This is a genomic window from Humibacter ginsenosidimutans (assembly GCF_007859675.1).
In the GTDB taxonomy this organism is placed as follows: Bacteria; Actinomycetota; Actinomycetes; order Actinomycetales; family Microbacteriaceae; genus Humibacter; species Humibacter ginsenosidimutans.
In genome coordinates this window covers 2,635,789-2,653,955 of sequence record NZ_CP042305.1, presented here as the reverse complement: position 1 = coordinate 2,653,955, position 18,167 = coordinate 2,635,789, and the positions used below count along the sequence as shown (strand labels likewise).

16 protein-coding genes are annotated in these 18,167 nt (G+C 68.4%); 11 read left to right on the top strand and 5 right to left on the bottom strand.

Annotated elements, in window-relative coordinates; translation table 11 throughout:
- The first annotated feature begins 125 nt into the window (after window positions 1-125).
- The 10 genes from FPZ11_RS12165 to FPZ11_RS12120 all read left to right on the top strand — a co-directional run bounded on the left by FPZ11_RS12165 (window position 126) and on the right by FPZ11_RS12120 (window position 11,141).
- On the top strand, window positions 126-1,748 hold the full coding sequence (locus FPZ11_RS12165) for an amidohydrolase (protein ID WP_246846236.1): 1,623 nt from the start codon (window positions 126-128) through the stop codon (window positions 1,746-1,748).
- Window positions 1,741-3,108 carry an APC family permease gene (locus FPZ11_RS12160; RefSeq protein WP_146321263.1) on the top strand — a complete coding sequence of 456 codons (1,368 nt, stop codon included), beginning with the start codon at window positions 1,741-1,743 and terminating at the stop codon, window positions 3,106-3,108. The genes FPZ11_RS12165 and FPZ11_RS12160 overlap by 8 nt, the downstream gene beginning before the upstream one ends.
- A gap of 220 nt (window positions 3,109-3,328) precedes the next feature.
- A complete protein-coding gene (gene rpmB, locus FPZ11_RS12155) occupies window positions 3,329-3,565 on the top strand; it encodes a 50S ribosomal protein L28 (protein WP_022881957.1) in 237 nt (78 codons plus the stop codon).
- Window positions 3,565-3,732 (top strand): 50S ribosomal protein L33, encoded by a 168-nt coding sequence (rpmG, locus tag FPZ11_RS12150; protein WP_146321261.1) that lies wholly within the window; start codon window positions 3,565-3,567, stop codon window positions 3,730-3,732. Before rpmB ends, rpmG begins: the two co-directional genes overlap by 1 nt.
- Window positions 3,733-3,734: 2 nt before the next feature.
- The gene (rpsN, locus tag FPZ11_RS12145; protein ID WP_146321259.1) at window positions 3,735-4,040 is read left to right on the top strand and encodes a 30S ribosomal protein S14; all 306 of its coding nucleotides are present in this window, start codon (window positions 3,735-3,737) and stop codon (window positions 4,038-4,040) included.
- A gap of 930 nt (window positions 4,041-4,970) precedes the next feature.
- Window positions 4,971-5,258, top strand: a complete 288-nt coding sequence (locus FPZ11_RS12140) for an HU family DNA-binding protein (protein WP_146321257.1) — start codon at window positions 4,971-4,973, stop codon at window positions 5,256-5,258.
- Between the two features lie 341 nt (window positions 5,259-5,599).
- Window positions 5,600-7,681 (top strand): bifunctional copper resistance protein CopD/cytochrome c oxidase assembly protein, encoded by a 2,082-nt coding sequence (locus FPZ11_RS12135; RefSeq protein WP_146321255.1) that lies wholly within the window; start codon window positions 5,600-5,602, stop codon window positions 7,679-7,681.
- Window positions 7,678-8,955 carry an ATP-dependent DNA helicase gene (locus tag FPZ11_RS12130; RefSeq protein ID WP_146321253.1) on the top strand — a complete coding sequence of 426 codons (1,278 nt, stop codon included), beginning with the start codon at window positions 7,678-7,680 and terminating at the stop codon, window positions 8,953-8,955. The genes FPZ11_RS12135 and FPZ11_RS12130 overlap by 4 nt, the downstream gene beginning before the upstream one ends.
- A gap of 276 nt (window positions 8,956-9,231) precedes the next feature.
- Window positions 9,232-10,593, top strand: a complete 1,362-nt coding sequence (locus FPZ11_RS12125; RefSeq protein ID WP_146321251.1) for a serine hydrolase domain-containing protein — start codon at window positions 9,232-9,234, stop codon at window positions 10,591-10,593.
- A 29-nt stretch (window positions 10,594-10,622) separates the two neighbouring features.
- Window positions 10,623-11,141 (top strand): DinB family protein, encoded by a 519-nt coding sequence (locus tag FPZ11_RS12120; RefSeq protein WP_146321249.1) that lies wholly within the window; start codon window positions 10,623-10,625, stop codon window positions 11,139-11,141.
- Between the two features lie 159 nt (window positions 11,142-11,300).
- Here the strand turns inward: FPZ11_RS12120 and FPZ11_RS12115 are convergent, their stop codons facing one another.
- The 4 genes from FPZ11_RS12115 to FPZ11_RS12100 all read right to left on the bottom strand — a co-directional run bounded on the left by FPZ11_RS12115 (window position 11,301) and on the right by FPZ11_RS12100 (window position 14,572).
- Window positions 11,301-12,482: an OmpA family protein gene (locus FPZ11_RS12115; RefSeq protein WP_246846235.1), complete on the bottom strand. Its 1,182-nt coding sequence runs from the start codon at window positions 12,480-12,482 to the stop codon at window positions 11,301-11,303.
- Window positions 12,483-12,617: 135 nt separating this feature from the next.
- Window positions 12,618-13,469, bottom strand: coding sequence for a hypothetical protein (locus FPZ11_RS12110; RefSeq protein ID WP_146321248.1), 852 nt, complete (start codon window positions 13,467-13,469; stop codon window positions 12,618-12,620).
- Window positions 13,470-13,482: 13 nt separating this feature from the next.
- Window positions 13,483-13,887, bottom strand: a complete 405-nt coding sequence (locus FPZ11_RS12105) for a hypothetical protein (RefSeq protein WP_246846234.1) — start codon at window positions 13,885-13,887, stop codon at window positions 13,483-13,485.
- Complete coding sequence (locus FPZ11_RS12100) at window positions 13,874-14,572, bottom strand: hypothetical protein (protein ID WP_146321246.1); 699 nt, start codon at window positions 14,570-14,572, stop codon at window positions 13,874-13,876. Before FPZ11_RS12100 ends, FPZ11_RS12105 begins: the two co-directional genes overlap by 14 nt.
- A gap of 500 nt (window positions 14,573-15,072) precedes the next feature.
- Between FPZ11_RS12100 and FPZ11_RS12095 the strand changes: the two genes are divergently transcribed.
- On the top strand, window positions 15,073-15,579 hold the full coding sequence (locus tag FPZ11_RS12095) for a hypothetical protein (protein WP_146321244.1): 507 nt from the start codon (window positions 15,073-15,075) through the stop codon (window positions 15,577-15,579).
- 159 nt (window positions 15,580-15,738) lie between these two features.
- Here the strand turns inward: FPZ11_RS12095 and FPZ11_RS12090 are convergent, their stop codons facing one another.
- Window positions 15,739-18,159, bottom strand: coding sequence for a cation-translocating P-type ATPase (locus tag FPZ11_RS12090; RefSeq protein WP_146321242.1), 2,421 nt, complete (start codon window positions 18,157-18,159; stop codon window positions 15,739-15,741).
- Between the last annotated feature and the right edge of the window lie 8 nt (window positions 18,160-18,167).

Here is an 18,167-nt window from a genome sequence, read left to right as displayed (position 1 = left end):
CCTGCTGACGCCCCCGCTTCGGACACCCTGACCGGAACAGGTGCCGCCCGCCGATCGGCGTGGCGCACGGGTGTAGGTTCGCATCGCCGGCCCGCGGCGCTGCGGGCGCAGAGAGGCAGGCAGTGGTGGGAATCCTCTTCCGGAACGGCACGATCCGGCGCGGTCCGCATGAGCCCGACGCGCACGCCCTGCTCGTGACGGACGGCAGGATCACCGCGTTCGACGAGACGGCCGTTCGGCTCGCCGGTGACGATGTCGAGACCGTCGACCTTGACGGCGGATTCGTGATGGCGTCCTTCGGCGACGGCCACGCGCATCCTCTGCAGGGCGGCCTCGAGTCGCAGGGACCGCAGGTGCGCACCGAGACCATCGCCGAGGCCGTCGCCGCGGTGAAGCGGTACGCCGACGAGCATCCCGAGCTGCCCTGGATCTTCGGCGGCTCCTACGACAGCAGCCTCGCCGAGTCCGGCCTGTTCGACGCGCGCTGGCTCGACGAGGCGGTCTCCGATCGCCCTGTCGTGCTGCGGGCCTGGGATTACCACACCGTGTGGGTCAACTCGAAGGCTCTCGAGCTCGCCGGCATCGACGCGACCACCCCTGACCCCGTGCTCGGCGAGATCCCGCACCGCGACGACGGCACGCCCCTCGGCACGCTGCGCGAGTGGGGCGCCGTCGACCTGGTGATGAATGTCGCCCCCGAGCGGCCGATCGAGCAGCGGATCGAGGCCATCGGGGTGGCCTCCGACTACTACCTCTCCCGCGGCGTCACGTGGGTTCAGGATGCCTGGGTCGAGCCGCTCGACGTCGACACCTACGTGGAGGCCGCCTCCCGCGACCTGCTGACGATGCGGTTCAACCTGGCGCTCTACGCCGACCCGAGGATGTTCGCGCAGCAGCTGCAGCAGATGATCGCGGCGCGCGAGCGGGTGGCGGCTGTCGGCAACCCTCTTCTCACCGCGAACACGGTCAAGTTCTTCGCCGACGGCGTCGTCGAGAACGAGACGGGCGCGCTGCTCGAACCGTATTGCTCCGGCCTGCACCGGCACGGAATGCAGGTCTGGGGCAGCGGCACAGCACTGGCGGATGCCGTGCGTGCGGTCGACGCCGCCGGCTTCCAGATCCACATCCATGCCATCGGCGACGCGGCGGTTCGGCAGGCGCTGGATGCCATCGAGGGTGCCATCGCCGCGAACGGTCCGCGAGACCGCCGTCCGGTCATCGCCCATGCGCAGCTGGTCGACCCCGCCGACCTCCGGCGGTTCGCCGAGCTCGGCGTCATCGCGTGCATGCAGCCGCTCTGGGCCCAGCTCGACGCGCTGATGACGGTGCTCACGGTGCCGCGGCTCGGACAGGAGCGCGCCGACAGGCAGTACCAGATGCGGAGCATCCTCGATTCGGGCGCTGTTCTGTCGCACGGCTCCGACTGGCCGGTCTCGTCGGGCGACCCGCGCGAGGGCATGGCCGTCGCGGCGACGAGGCAGACGGAGGACGGCGATCCGCAGGGCGGTTGGACGCCGCACGAACTGCTGACCGTCGACGAGACGCTGCACTCCTATTCGACGTGTGTCGCCCTGCAGGCGTTCGGCGACCGCGCCGAGGTGCCGTGGGGCGTGATCGCCCCCGGCGCCAGCGCCGACCTCGTCCACCTGGCGCGGGATCCTCGCCGCGCGTCGGGAGCCGACCTGCCGCACAACGCCGTGCGGGCCACCTATCTGCGGGGAATCCGGGAGTTCAGCGCGCATGAGTGACAATCTCGCCACACCGACCCAGGCCACAGCCCGCGTGACGGGAGGACGTTTCAAGCGCGTGCTCGGCACGCCGTCGCTCGTGCTGTTCGGCCTGGTCTACATGGTGCCGCTCACCGTGTTCACCACGTACGGCATCGTCACGCAGCTCACGGGCGGACGGCTCGTCGACTCCTACCTGGTCGTGCTGGTGGTCATGCTCTTCACCGCACGGTCGTATGCGCGCATGACCGTCGCTTACCCCTACGCGGGCTCGGCGTACATGTACTCGCAGCAGACGTTCGGCGGTGCCATCGGGTTCCTCACCGGGTGGGCACTGCTGCTCGACTATCTGTTCCTGCCGATGATCAACTACCTCGTCATCGGCATCTACCTGAACCAGTACGTCCCCGCGGTGCCGCAGTGGGTGTGGATCGTCGTCTGCATCGTGATCGTCACGGTGCTGAACGTCATCGGCATCATCTCGGTGGCGCGCGCGAACTTCGTGATCATCGCGGTGCAGGCCATCTTCTGCGTGCTCTTCGTCGTGTTCGCGTTCAGCAACGCGGCGGGCCATCACGCCAACGTGCTGGCGCCATTCACCGGCGACGGCAGCGTGACGGGCGCCGGCCCGGTGTTCAACGGGGCCGCGATCCTCGCACTGTCGTTCCTCGGTTTCGACTCCGTCTCCACGCTCGCGGAGGAGGCGAAGGATGCCTCGCGCGACGTTCCGCGCGCGATCATGATCTGCACGCTGGCCGCCGGCATCCTCTTCATCGTGCTGTCCTACGCGGCACAGCTCGTGTACCCGGCGACGCACTTCGCCCACCCGGATTCGGCGAGCGTGCCGGTGATCAGCGCGGCAGCGCAGTGGCTCAGCGTGTTCTTCATCGCCGCGTACGTCGCGGGGGCGGCCGGGTCCGCGCTGACGTCGCAGGCGTCCGTCGCGCGCATCCTCTTCGCCATGGGCCGTGACGGCGTGCTGCCGCGTCGCATCTTCGGCCGCCTGAGCGTGCGGTTCGGCACGCCGACCATCGCGATCCTGATCGTGTCCGTCGTGTCGCTCGGTGCCGTCTTCATCGACCTCGCGACCCTGTCGAACATGATCAGCTTCGGCGCGCTCATCGCGTTCTCGATGGTGAACCTGTCGGTCTTCGTGCACTTCTACATCAGGGCGAAGGAGCGCGGCGGCTGGGCGTGGCTGAACAATCTCGTCTTGCCGCTCGTGGGCTTCGCGCTCACGATCTGGCTGTGGACGAGCCTGTCGGGCATCACGTTCATCATCGGCCTGTCGTGGCTGGTGATCGGCTTCATCATTCTTCTCATCGTCACGCGCCTCTTCCGTCGCCCGACGCCCACGCTGGACCTGAAGGAGACGGCCTGATCCTTGCCGTTGCAACCCGCGCGGCATCGCTCGCCCTCGCGCATCGGCCCCGATTTGGGTGGATGCGGCGTGTCGCGTAGACTTGCTGTTCGTCTGCGCGGGCTCCTCTGCGCAGTTCGCCCACACAATCCCCTCTTCGCAAACCGCGGTGAGTCGTTGTGTGCGCCGACAAGAGATCTTGGGAAGGGCATCCGCCCTTCGGTATCGATGGAGGAAAATCATGGCAGCTGTCTGCCAGGTGACGGGAGCTGTGCCCGGTTTCGGCCACAACATCTCGCACTCGCACCGACGCACGAAGCGTCGTTTCGACCCGAACATTCAGAAGAAGACGTACTACGTGCCGTCGCTGCGCCGTAACGTCACGCTGAATGTCAGCGCCAAGGGCATCAAGGTGATCGACGCCCGCGGAATCGAGTCCGTGGTCAAGGACATCCTGGCCCGTGGGGAGAAGATCTGATGGCCAAGCAGCAGGACATCCGCCCGATCATCAAGCTCCGTTCGACGGCCGGCACCGGTTACACCTATGTGACCAAGAAGAACCGCCGCAACGACCCCGACCGTCTCGTGCTCAAGAAGTACGACCCCATTGTGCGCAAGCACGTCGAATTCCGCGAGGAGCGGTAAGAATGGCCAAGAAGAGCAAGATCGCGCGCAACAAGCAGCGCCAGGAAGTCGTCGACCGCTACGCCGAGAAGCGTCTCGAGCTGAAGAAGGCGCTCATCAACCCGAACGCCACCGACGAGGAGCGCGAAGCCGCTCGCGTCGGCCTGCAGAAGCTGCCGCGCAACGCGTCGCCGGTGCGTCTGCGCAGCCGCGACGCCGTCGACGGCCGTCCGCGTGGTGTGCTGACCAAGTTCGGCATCTCCCGTGTTCGCTTCCGCGACATGGCGCACCGTGGCGAGCTGCCCGGCATCACCAAGTCGAGCTGGTAAGTCGACCACGCCGGTCAGGATGCCTGACCGAACGCTTCGAAAGGGGCGTCGCTCTCACGAGCGGCGCCCCTTTCGCGTGCCCGGTCCCACCCGTGCACGGTCCCACCCGTTCCGAAAACAGGACATGTGATCGAAAACAGGCCAAAACAGCCTGTTTTCGGTGCGAGAGCGCGATCTGTCCTGTTTCCGTGACAGGGAGACGATGCTCTCGCCTCAATCGCCTGTGTCGCGACGGTGTCGCTCGCAGGCTCAATCGGCTCGGCCAAGCGAGCAAGCTCGCTTGCCTCTCGCCTCAATCGCCTGTGTCGCGGCGGTGTCGCTCGCAGGCTCAATCGGCTCGGCCAAGCGAGCAAGCTCGCTTGCCTCTCGCCTCAATCGCCTGTGTCGCGACGGTGTCGCTCGCAGGCTCAATCGGCTCGGCCAAGCGAGCAAGCTCGCTTGCCTCTCGCCTCAATCGCCTGTGTCGCGGCGGTGTCGCTCGCAGGCTCAATCGGCTCGGCCAAGCGAGCAAGCTCGCTTGCCTCTCGCCTCAATCGCCTGTGTCGCGGCGGTGTCGCTCGCAGGCTCAATCGGCTCGGCCAAGCGAGCAAGCTCGCTTGCCTCTCGCCTCAATCGCCTGTGTCGCGACGGTGTCGCTCGCAGGCTCAATCGGCTCGGCCAAGCGAGCAAGCTCGCTTGCCTCTCGCCTCAATCGCCTGTGCATAACTCGGCCGATTCTGTGCATAACTGGGCCTGGAACGTCGCCTGACGTCACCTGAGCGCGCCGATCGACACGAAAACCCCGAAAAATCCGCGGAATTCCGCGGTTTCTTGGTACTTTGAGGGCGGTTCGCGGGGCATCCGCTTTCACGAATCACTCTGAGCGGCTCATCGCCGTGAAGTTCAACACCAAACGCTGCTCAGCAGCAGAACGTCCGAGGAGGACACTCAATGGCTGACAAGTCGCTGAACAAGACCGAGCTCGTCGCGGCGGTTGCCGCATCGACCGGTCAGAGCCAGGCCGCCGTGGGGGCTGTGGTCGACGCTTTCTTCGCGACCATCGCCGAGACCGTCGCAGGCGGGGGCAAGGTCACCATCCCGGGCTGGCTCGCCGCAGAGCGCACGTCCACGGCCGCGCGTACGGGCCGCAACCCGCAGACCGGCGCCGAGATCAAGATCCCGGCCGGTCACCGCGTCAAGCTGACCGCGGGCAGCAAGCTCAAGGCTTCCGTCAAGTAGCCACCAGCGCTGCGAAGAGGGGATGCCGGTTCGCCGGCATCCCCTCTTCTCGCATCGGGGGCGGGTGCCCCTTGCATTTCCAGCAGGTCTGTCGCCCCTACGCCGCGCTTCCACCGCCCTTCCGCACCGCCGCTCTCTGTCCGACTCCGGGCGCTAGCCACCCTCCACCCGACGAACCACCCTCCACCCGACCGCCGTTGCCCGGTGGCTCGTCGCCATCGGGGCGTCTCGCCGTTGCGCGCGTCGCGACTCCGCGGGCGCAGTGAGGCGCGAGAGGGGGCTGCCCACAGGCATCCACCACCGGGCCGTGCGCCCAGGTTCCAGCGCCTACGCTGGATGACGTGAAAAGAGTGCAACGCGTCGCGGGTCCCGTCGCCCTCGTCGTCTTCGCACTCCTCGCGATCATCGCGGCACTGGCGTACGGCGGTGCCGCGTCGGCGCCCGCGCTGCTCGACCCGGGTCCCGTCGTGCGCTGGGGTCTGCCCGTCGCGAACCTGTTCGTCAACCTCAGCGCAGCAGGCATGATCGGCGCGCTCGTCATGGCGTGCTTCGCGCTCGGCTCCGGCAAGGCCGAGTACGAGCGGGCGCTGGATGTCGCGGCGGCCTCGGCAGCGATCATGACGGTCTCGAGCGCGGTCACGGGCATCCTCACCTACCTCGACGTGACGGGGTCGCCGATCGGCTTCGACCAGGCGTTCAGCGACGGCATCGGTCAGTTCGCGACGCAGATCGCCATCGGACAGGTGTGGCTGGCGATCACGCTGATCGCCGCCGTCACCACGGTGCTGAGCTTCGCGGTGCGCAACCAGACGGCGCTCGTGTTCGTCACGGCGATCGCGCTGTGCTCGCTCGTGCCGATGGCGCTCAGCGGGCACGCGGCCGGCACGGCGGGCCACGACCAGGCGATCACCTCGCTCGGCCTTCACCTGGCGTTCGCGGCCATCTGGGTGGGCGGTCTGCTCACGCTCGTGCTCATTCGCAAGGCACTCGGCAAAGACAGGCTCGTGCCGGTGCTCGAGCGGTTCTCCACGCTCGCCATCATCTGCTTCGTGGTCGTGGCGTTCTCCGGCATCATCAACGCCGACCTGCGCATCGGCACCCTGAACAACCTGCTCACCGCCTACGGCGTGCTCGTGCTGGTGAAGGTGCTCGCGCTCGTCGTGCTCGGCCTGTTCGGCATGGTGCAGCGCCGCTACCTGATCGAGCGGCTGAAGCGGCACGCCAGCCGAGGACCGTTCTGGTGGATGGTCGCAGCCGAGCTCGCCTTCATGGGCATCGCATCCGGCGTGGCGGCCGCCCTCGCACGCACCGCGACACCGGTGGCGCAGACCGCGGTGTCGCAGCCGACTCCCGCCGAGGTGCTCACCGGCGAACCGCTTCCCGCGCCCCTGACGCTTGCGCGCTACATCTTCGGCGTGAACGTGGACCCGTTGTGGCTCATCGGCTGCTGCTTCGCCCTCTTCTTCTACTTCGCGGCCGTCTGGCGGTTGCACCGCCGCGGCGACAAGTGGCCGGTGGGGCGCACGATCGCGTGGGTGGCGGGCATCCTCTCACTGCTGTGGGTCACCAACGGCGGAATCAACGTCTACGAGAAGTACCTGTTCTCCAGCCACATGCTGGCGCACATGCTGCTCACCATGGCGATACCGCTGATGCTGGTGCCCGGCGCGCCTGTGACGCTCGCGCTGCGCGCCATCCACAAACGCACCGACGGCTCGCGCGGACTGCGCGAGTGGATCCTGCTCGCTGTGCACTCCCGGTTCTCCCGGTTCATCACCCACCCCATCGTGACGGCTGTGCTCTTCGCGGGCTCGCTGTGGGTGTTCTACTACTCGCCGCTGTTCCGCTGGGCCACCACCGACCACATCGGGCACGAGTGGATGATCACCCACTTCCTGATCACCGGGTACCTCTTCGTGCTCTCGCTCATCGGCATCGACCCGGTTCCCTACCGCTTGCCCTATCCGCTGCGTCTCGTGCTGCTCCTTGCCACGATGGCGTTCCACGCGTTCTTCGGGCTGTCGATCCTCACCGCGGACGGACTGTTCCTCGCCGATTGGTTCGGCGCCATGGGGCGCACCTGGGGCGCGACCCCGATGGCCGATCAGCAGTTGGCGGGCGGCATCGCGTGGAGCATCGGCGAGATCCCCACGCTCGTGCTGGCCATCGCGGTGGCCGTGCAGTGGAGCCGCAGCGACGACAAAGAGACCAAGCGTCGAGACCGACAGGCCGATCGCAGCGGAGACGCGGAGCTCGCTGCCTACAACGCCATGCTGCAGCGCATGGCATCCGGCGGGAGCGCCGGTGACGCCACGGTGGGCGGCGGTGTCGATGCCGCGGAAGCCGTCTCCTCCGCTGCGGCCCGCGGTGACAGGGATGGCACGGCGCGCGATTCGAGGGCCGCGAAAGAGCCGCAGAGGTGAGCGCCCTGAAGCTCTCCGCCGAGCAGTCGGCGGTCTTCGATGCCATCGAGCACACCAAGCAGCACGTCTTCGTCACAGGCCGAGCGGGCACCGGAAAGTCGACGCTGCTCAATCATCTGGCGTGGAACACCGAGAAGCAGCTCGTGATCAGCGCACCGACGGGCGTGGCGGCTCTCAACGTCGGCGGCCAGACCATCCACTCCCTGCTCCGGCTGCCGATCGGTGTGATCGCCGACCACGACCTCGACCAGCCGCGCGAGCTCGTCAAGATGCTGAACTCCATCGACACCCTCGTCATCGACGAGGTGTCCATGGTCAACGCGGATCTGATGGATGCCATCGACCGCTCCCTCCGTCAAGCGCGGCAGCGCAAGGCCGAGCCCTTCGGCGGCGTGCAGATCGTGCTCTTCGGCGACCCGTACCAGCTCGCGCCGGTGCCCGGCGATGCCGAGGAACGCGCGTACTTCGCCGACCATTACCGTTCGATGTGGTTCTTCGACGCGAAGGTGTGGCAGGAGACATCCCTTCGCCGCTTCGAGCTGAGCGAGATCCACCGACAGCACGAGCTCGACTTCAAGCACATGCTCAACGCCGTGCGGCACGGACGCGTCACCAAGGAGATCGCCGATCGCCTCAACGGCGTCGGCGCCCGCCCGAAGCCGGACGACGGCACGATCACGCTCGCCACCCGTAACGACACCGTCAACCGCATCAACGCGGCGGCGCTGAAACGGCTGCCCGGTCGGGTGCTCTCGGCCAAGGCCGAGGTCTCCGGAGACTTCGGCCAGCGCAACTACCCTGCAGACGAGACGCTCGAGCTCAAGGTCGGCGCCCAGGTCATGTTCCTGCGCAACGACACGGGCATGGGCGGCGAGCCGCCGCGCTGGGTCAACGGCACCATCGGCACCGTCGTGAAGATCGACTCGACCGTGTGGGTCGACGTCGACGGCGACGTGCACGAGGTGGAGCCCGCGGTCTGGGAGCGCTACAAGTACACCTACAACCCGCTCACGAAGAAGCTGACGAAGGATGTCGCCGCCGAGTTCACGCAGTTCCCACTGCGGCTGGCGTGGGCGGTCACCATCCACAAGTCCCAGGGCAAGACGTACGACAGCGCCATCGTCGACCTCGGCGCCGGGGCGTTCACGCCGGGCCAGACCTACGTGGCGCTGAGCCGACTCACCTCGCTCGACGGTCTCTACCTCTCGCGTCCGCTGCGGCCGCGCGACGTCATGGTCGATCGCGACGTCGACCGATTCATGCGCGGCGAGTAGGGGCCGGTCGACGCGTCCGCGCACCGCAACGCCTGTTCGCACCGCGGGCTCGTTCCCACCGCCGCGGCCACGGTGCAGGATATGCAGGCGGCGAAGACGGATAGACGCTCCGATGCCCGCATGTCCTGCACCGCGAACGACGGCAGCCGCACCATCCTCATCCGATCGGATGATTTCGATACCTCCGTTGTCTTCTCGTTACTGGTCGCTGCCCGGATTCGGCGAGACCCCGTTTAGGCTGAAAACACTGGACCGGGGGGACCACGGGGGTAAGGCATGTCACGACGTGGGGGACGCGCGCGTCGATTCGCGGCGCTGGTGGTCGGCGTCGCGGCGCTGCTGACGGCATCCATGGGGCTTGCCGGATGCACGCAGCCGGCCTCGACCCCCACCCACTCGCAGGCGACGGTGACGCTTCCGTCGGCGGAGGCCGACGCGGTGAAGGCCGCGGTGACCGACGCGATGAAGCAGGCGGGGGCATCCGGTGCGATCGTAGGCGTGTGGGCACCGTGGGCCGGCAATTACACGGCCGGGCTCGGCACGACGACCACGAAGGGCTCCACTCCGGTGAGCGTCGACATGCCGTGGCGCATCGGATCGGTGACGAAGCCGATGACCTGCACGGTGCTGCTCTCGCTCGTGCAACAGGGCAAGGTGCGGCTGAACGACCAGGTCTCCAAGTATCTGCCACGCATGGTCGGCATCGACGACCTGACGCTCGGACAGCTCTGCCAGAACACGTCCGGCCTCGGCGACTACCAGCCGGCGCTCGCTCAGCAGCTCACCGACAATCCGCTGCGCACCTACGTGCCGCTCGAGCTGGTCTCCAACGGGATGGGTCAGCCACGCACGGCTGCGCCCGGCGTGCAATGGGCGTATTCCAACACGGGATACATCCTGCTGGGCATGGCCCTGCAGGCTGCGACCGGTGAGAACTGGGAGACTCTGTACCGCAACGAGGTGTTCAACCCGTTGGGCATGTCATCGTCGAGCCTGCCGAGCACGGCAGCCCTTGCCGGGTCCGCGCTGCACGGCTACGCGACGTCGCTCGACGAGGTGACGGGCGCTCCGACCTGCGGCACGGTGCTCGATGACACAGAGGTCGCTCCGAGCGCGACGTGGACGGCGAGTGGCGTGGTCTCGACCTTGAGCGATCTCAAGACGTTCGCACAGTCGTTCGCGACGGCATCCCTGTTGAAGGGCGACGCGCAGAAGGCTGCGTGGAAGACCGTGCCGCTCGGCACGAATGTCGCGTCGTGGCAGCGCTACGGCATGGGCGGCCTCGAACTCGGCCCGATGCGCGGACACGACGGCGCGGTGCCGGGGTTCATCACCGCCATGCTGAGCGACCCGACCTCCGGCCTCACCGTGATCGTCATGCTCAACAACTCCACGTCGGGTGCTGCCTACGCTCAGGCGCTCGCCATGGAGCTCACCTCCATGGCGACGACCTTCAAAGCGTCGGCGGGCGAGAAGGCGCCGACCATCACGCTGCCGTGGACGGCCGACGACGCCAAGGCGTCGCTCGCCTCACTGGCGACGTGCCCGCCGAAGGACTCCACTCCGTCGGCTCCGGCTCCCACGTCCACGCCGGCGCCGAGCACGACCGCGGCCTACCGCCCGATCCCGTCGAACTGACGCGGGCGGCGCTGCCGTATCGTCGAGGCATGCCGATCGTTCCCGAGACCAAGAGCTGGACCTGGGTGCTCGAGCGCCGCTGCCCCGAATGCGGGTTCGACGCGAGCGCCATCGAGTACCGCGACGTCCCCGCCATGACGCGGGAGAACGCGGACGCATGGATGCCCGTGCTCGAGCGCGCAGACGTGAGCGCGCGTCCCGACGACAGCACCTGGTCGCCCCTCGAGTACGCCGCGCACGTGCGCGACGTCTACGACGTGATGGCGGGGCGGCTGCGCCTGCTCTTGGAGCAGGACGACCCCGCGTTCGAGAACTGGGACCAGGACGCGACGGCCATCGCGGGTCGGTACGGCGAGCAGGACCCCGCGGCGGTCGCCGACGAGCTGCACACCAGGGCCTACGCGCTGGCGGATGCCTGGGCCGCCGTTCCCGACTCGGCTCTCGGCCGAAGCGGCCGCCGCAGCGACGGCTCGGTGTTCACGGTCGAGTCGCTCGCCCGCTACTTCATCCACGATCCGGTGCACCACCTCTGGGACGTGCGCGGGTAGGCCCCGTCCTGTGGGCTGAGGAGCACCGCGAAGCGGCGCGTCTCGAAACCCGGCGTCGTCAGCGGCCTGGTTTCGAGACGCGCGCCTGCGGCGTGCTCCTCAACCGGCGATGGATTGGGCTTGCGGCGTGCTCCTCGCGCGGCGGTCACAGCCCCCCGCTCACCCGCAGAGCGCGACGCCGGGCGAGGTGAGGATCACCGTGCGGTTCTGCTCGGCGAGCGCGTCGGAGTACGCGCCAGAGGCATCCGTCTCCGACTTGAAGCCGCACCACTCGTGGCCGACCCCCGCGGTCACCAGCAGCGACGCAGGCACGCCGAGCGACACGAGGGCCTGCTCGACGGCATCCGCTCGCTGCTTCGAGAGCACCAAATCTGCCGCGTTGCTCGTGGCCTGGTCTTTCGACGCCGTGCCGGTGATGGTCACGGTCTGACCGTTCTGCTCGATCGACGGCACGAGGTCGGCGAGCACCTTCTTCGCCGTCGCCGGGTCGGAGAACGTCGCGGTGTTCTTCACGAACAACAGGTCGCTGTCGCGCACCACGATCGGGTGCGACCAATCGGTCTTCGTCGCCTCTGCCGGAACGGGCACCGGCGTCACGCTGGGCAGGCCGGAGGCCGCCGCACCGGATGCCGGCTCCGGCAGCACCGACAACGTGCCGCCTGCGGCGGAGATGATGGCGCTCCAGATCCCCTCGAGATTGCTGCGCGCCGAGATGGTCAGCGGCGCCTGCGCGCCGGCCACATCGCCGAGTCCGGACCAGTACACGGTGACGCCCTTGAGATTCTTCGGCAGCTCGCCCTTGGACTGCAGATCGCTCGCCACCTGCTTCGGCTCGGCCGTGAGCAGTCCCTTCACCGCGAAGTCCAACGGGTCGACCGTCTGCAGACCGTTGCCGACGACCAGCACGCCCATCGAGTGCGCGCCGAGGTTGCGGGCGGCGAGGTCGATGGCATCCAGAAAGTCGACCTCGGGCGTGGATGCCTGCAACGCGTCGATGTAGTCCGTCACCTGGGTGAGCTTGTTGCGTTGGTCGCTCGTGCACACGATCGCATCGTTGGCCGTCGATCCCAGCAGCGTGGTGCCGCGGGCCTGCGGTGTGCCGGACGGCACCACGATCGTGACGCTGCCGTTGCTCTTGCCCGTCGCCTCCAGCTGGTTCGACGCTGACGCGGGCAGCTGCATCGCCGGCTCGTTCGCGGTGCTGCCGGCCACGACGCCCAGGTTGCGCTTGTCCGCCTGGCTGCACGCGCCGGTCGAGCCTGACGATGAGCAGCCGGTGAGTGCGAGCGCGACGAGCGCGGCTGCGGCGGCCGGTGCGATGAAGCGGAGAGAAGACCTCACGAAGGTGGTCCTTTCGGTTCGAGAGTGTGACGCTCGTCGTGTCTGCGCCACTTCTCGTCTGTCGCGCCGGCTTTTCTGGCGCGAAAGCCACGAGCCGGCGCAGTTGCGGGTGGATGGATGCTGCCTGACGGCAGGTCAGTTGGTCGTGCCGGGCACCTCGGACTGGGAGGGCTCCCTGCGCAGCTGCAGTTCGTGGATGATCTGGCTGGTGCCCTGCGGGTCGCGGTGCCGCTGGGCGAGCTGCGTTCCGAGCTGCGCCCTCACCTGTTCGAGCTGCTGCCGCAGCACGGTCTGCGCGAGCTGATAGCGCTGCAGGTCGGCGGCATCCTCACCCGCCTGCTGCGCCACGGTCTCCGCGGCCTTGAGCTGCTCGGCGATGAGGCGGTCCCGGTAGGCGCGCAGCTTCGCAACGCGACGCCAGCCGCGCTCGACGGCGGTGACCAGCGGACGCGTCGTGAGCCACGCGGTGACGAAGCTCAAGAACCCGGAGGTGAGCAGCACGCCGAGCATGAGGAACGCCATGATCGTGTCCGGCGCCGTCCAGGAGAATCCCGCCGCCGTCGTGGTCTGCTGAGCGCCCTGGAGCCCGGAGAGTCCGCCGGAGTTCTGCGTGTCGATGCCCGCCTTGATGCGGGCGATGGTGACGGTCGTGAGAATGGCGAGCCACAGCATCCCGAGCGCGATCGAGACGACGGTCCAGCCGCGCGTGGTGATGCCGCTCTCGATGCGGCGGATGAGCACGGCGATCAGGTGCGGAATGGTCACGATCGCCGCGGAGATGCCCGCCGTGATGATGTACATCAGCGTGCCGATGGAGCCGTACTGGCTGTCGTTGCGCAGCAGCAGCGTGAGCGTCTGCGACAGCAGGTAGTAGTCGACGGCGATCATGCCAAGCAGCAGCGCGTACACGAGCACGTGCGTGAACGGTGACATTCTGCCGAGGCGCGGCCCCCTGCTCGGGGGCTTCATGACGATGTCGCGAGCCATGTTCGTCTTCCCCTCACGCGTAGCTGTGGAACTGCGGGTCGCGGCCGGCGAGCTTGCGCTCGAGCATGGCTGCCTCGGCCTCCGCTTTGGCGAGATCGGTCGATGCGGAGTCCAGGGCGCCTGCGACGAGCTCGACCCGCGCCTTCGCAACGGTGTGCAGCGCGGCCGCGACGGTCTGGTGCCGGGTGCGCTGCCCGGCCAGGTCGGCGAGGCCTTCCCGCTCGAAACCGGTGATCTCGTGCTCGAACACGTCGATGGTCTCCACATCGAGCGAGCGCCGCATGCGCCAGAGCCGCCAGCGCAGCCTGCGCGCGAGCCGTTGCACCTTGGGCAGCCGGTATCCGGGCGTCTCGAGCCCGAAGGCGTCGTGGGTGTCGGTCACGGTGACGACCGCCCCCACGCGATCACGAGCTGACATTGTCCCCTCCTTGTCGTGGGCCGATGGCCGGGCCGCCGAAGACGTCGGAGCCGTGCCACAGCTCCATGGCGCGGCGCGCGTCGTCGACGGTGAGCCAGGCAGGGCGTTCGAGCGACGGCGGCCGATCGCTGATGTTCTCGGCCGAAGGATGCTTGCGCCGCAGCGTGCCCCAGTAGATCGCGACCTTCTCGTCGGAGTAGTCGAAGTACCGACGCGCACGCAGCCTCGCCACGGTGAAGCGCGTGTGGATGATCGCCCGCAGATGCGCAGTCCGGCGGTGGTCGCGATCGATGCGGCGCGCGAGCCGGCGGAGATCCTCGAGGGCCGGCGAAGCGGCATCCTGCAGCGTCTCGGGAGCTGCCTTCTCGAATGCGCCGGAACGCTCCGCGTACTCGCGGGTCTCGCGCTCGACGGTCTCGAGAAGCGCCTCGTGCTCCGTCCACTGGGAGCGCACGTCGGTGATGAAACGCTGCCCCTCGCGCTGCGCGTAGTGCGCGGCGTGCGCCTGTATCGCCTGCACGGTCGGGGTGGGATCGCCGACGGGCTCGGCCTCGTAGGCGGCGCGCGGAACGCCGGCACGGGCATCCCGCTGAGCGAGCGAGCGCAGGCGCCAGCGGGTGAAACCTCCGACCCGCAGCGGGGTCCGCGGGCCGCGCGGCGAGCGCAGTGCTCGTGCTTCCGACATGATGTCCCCCTCAGTCGCGGAGTGCTCACGCTACGCACGCATCTTGATCGTTCGCCGCGAACCGCATATCGACCAGGTGACGATCCGCCATGCCGAACCTGCGCGCAAGCGGCGCAACTTCTCCGAAATGGGTCTGGTGCGGTGCAGGCCGGCGGTGCAAGATATGTCGCATGAGTCATGTGCGTGGTGGCACCGGAGCTTCGAGGCTCCTCGCCGCCCCCGGCTCATGTGGGGATGCCATGGGCGCGGATGCCGCGGGGGCCGCAACCGCGCCCACTGGCTCCTCTTTGACACGTCGCAGGCTCGGCGGCCGCATTCGTGCGCTCGCCGACCACCGGACCCCACCCGAACGAACCTGACGGGGTCCGCCCGCCCTCTGAGCGGCGGGACGTGGCCGGCACGCCGCCCATTCGGCCAAGAGAACGGTGTGCCGGTCAAAACGCTGTCCCGGAGTCGAAGACGACTTCCACCCGCGCGGATCCGACTCATAAAGTGTGAGCATGACCACGGGAACCCCCGCGAGCAGTCCGTCGCCCCACGAGAGCGCGAACGACCCCAGCGGCACGAGCGGCAGGGCGCGCCGTCGCCCGCCCGCCGAGCTGATCGTCGTGGTCGTGCTCACCTACCTGGCGGGGTTCGTGGCGATCGGGGTGGGCATCCTCTTCATCCTGCTGCGCTACGTGGTCGACAACGGGCTGCTGGGCGGGGAGTTCGGTGTGACGCTCATCGGCGCGATCGTCATTCTCGGCGGACTGTTCATCATCGCGATGGCCTCCGCCCTGACGAGGGGCAAGCACTACGCCCGCGTTCTGACCACGATCGCGATGGCGGTCGAGTTCGCGCTCGCCGTGGTCTCGCTCGTCATCGACGCCACGTCGTACTGGCTCGAGGCGGCGATGATGGTCATCGCGGTGCTGGTGGTGCTCGTGCTGTGGCTCGGCCGCAGCGGGCGCTACTTCGCGCACATCAGCGCGATGGATGCCGCGGCCCGCCGCACCGGGATGTAGCGCAGGCGCTCGCCCGCGTCGCCAAACCCTCGTCAGCCGTCCGTTTTCAGGACATTTCGCGAGCCGGCCACACAATGTGGATGCCTCGCGAAATGTCCTGAACAAGGGCGCGATGTCGCCCACGCGGGCACGACGGGCGCCGCGAATCGTCGGCGGCGCTCAGTAGTCCCCGCGGCCACCGTGCCTGCGCACGTATCTGCGGTGTACGAAGCGCACCACTTCGATGCCGGCGATCGACACGATGGAGAGGCCGATCACCAGCAGGGTGTCGGTGAACGTCACGTCGACGAGGCCCAGGAAAGTGCGTGCCAGCGGCACGGCGTAGACGAGGATGAGGCCGATCATCATGGCGCCGATGATCACGATCTTCCAGCCGTCGATGGGCCGTGAGAGCACCACGAGCACCCACAGTCCCACGATGGTGAGGATGAGCGTGGCCCCGGTGCGCAGCTCCTCCTGCTGGATGCCCACGCTCACCGCCGCCCACGAGTACCACCACAGCACCAGGCCGACGATCACGCCGGCGGGGATGGCGAAGCTCAGCGACCGGCGCAGGAAGCCGGGGATGTAGCGCCGCACGTTCGGCATGAGCGCGAGGAAGAACGCCGGGATGCCGATGGTCAGTCCGTCGATCACGGAGAGCTGCCGCGGCAGGAACGGGAACTGCATGATCGAGATGCCGAACACGATGGCCAGCACCGTGGCGTAGGCCGTCTTGGTGAGGAACAGCATCGACACGCGCTCGATGTTGGCGATCACCTGCCGGCCCTCGGCCACGACGCCGGGCAGGTGCTCGAACTTGCCGTCGAGCAGCACGATGCGCGCCACCGCCTTGGTCGCCGCGGAGCCGGACTCCATCGCGATGCCGATGTCGGCCTCTTTGATGGCGAGCGCGTCGTTGACGCCGTCCCCCGTCATGGCCACCGTGTGCCCGCCCGCCTGAAGCGCCTGCACGAAGGCCTTCTTCTGGGTGGGGGTGACGCGGCCGAAAACGGTGTGCTGTTCCAGGGCGGCCGTGAGGGCCTGCTGGTCGTCGGGCAGCTCGCGGGCGTCGAAGCCGGTGGGGGCATCCAGGCCCACCTCGCGCGCGATCGCGGCGACGGTCTGCGGGTTGTCGCCGGAGATGATCTTCACGTCGACGCCCTGCGAGGCGAAGAACCCGAGCGTCTCCTCGGCATCGGGCCGCACGCTCTCCCGGAACGTCAGCAACGTCACGGGCGTGAGCTGCACGGGGAGCGTCTCGTCGTCGACCTCGGCTCCATCGAGCGCGCGCGGCGAGTGCCCGAGCACGAGAGTGCGGCGACCGGATGCCGCCAGCCGCACCGCCTTCTCGCGCAGCGCCGCGTGCGCCTCGTCTTTGAACACCATCTCGGGCCCGCCGAGCACCCATGTTCCCGGTGCCGCGCCGTCGCCGTTCGCGGCGTTCCCGAAGCACACGGCGCTCCACTTGCGGGCCGAGGAGAACGGGATGCGCGCGGCCGGCGTGAGAGCGTCGCCGGCGGGATACTCCGCTGCGAGGCACCGCGCTGTCGCGTTCGCGTCAGGCTCCGCGCCGTACCAGGCCAGGGCATCCCGCCAGCCCTTCGGCGGCTCGCCTGTTGAGGGATGCGCCTCGTCGAACACGATCTCGCCCTCGGTGAGCGTGCCCGTCTTGTCGAGGCAGATCACGTCGACTCTGGCGAGTCCCTCGACGGCGGGCAGCTCCTGTACCAGCACCTGGCGGGCGGCGAGCTTCACCGCGCCGACCGCGAACGCGATGCTCGTCATGAGCACGAGCCCGAGCGGGATCATCGCGATGACCGCGGCGATCGCGTTCACCGCGGCCTGACGCCACTCGCCGGTCTGGATGGCGTGCGACCAGCCCCCGAAGACCCACATCTGGGCGTTCGCGACGAGCAGCGCGACGGGGCCGATGATCCACGCCTGAAACTTGAGCACCTTGTCGACAGAACGCCGCAGTTCGCTGGAGACCAGCGAGAACCGCTTGGCCTCGCTGGCGAGCTTGTTGGCGAACGAGTCGGCGCCCACCTGGTTGACGCGCACGACGCCCTCGCCGCCCACCACGATCGAGCCGCTGAGCACCTCGTCGTCCGGCTGCTTGTCGACCGCGTCGGACTCGCCGGTGAGCATGGACTCGTCGGCCTGCAAGCGCGACGACTGCAGCACGACGCCGTCCGCCGCGATCTGGTCGCCTGCGCGCAGCACGAGGATGTCGTCCATCACCACATCGCCGAGCGTCACCTCGCGCAGTTCCCCGTCGCGCAGCACGCGAGCCGTCGGCGCGTGCAGCAGGGCGAGCTTGTCGAGGGCGGCCTTGGCGCGGAACTCCTGAACCGAGCCGATGATGGTGTTGGCGATCGCGCTCAGGCCGAACAGGGCATCCTGCCACCGGCCGAGCAGCAGGAGCACGGCGAAGCAGGCGACGATGATGCCGTTGAACAACGTGAAGACGTTGGCCCGCACGATGCTCCAGGCCGAGCGGCTCGTCGCGTCGGTGTAGGCGTTGGTGCGCCCTGCGGCCACACGCTCCGCGACGTCGGCCGAGGTGAGGCCGGTGGTCGCGCCGGCTGCGTCGATCATCTCTTCCC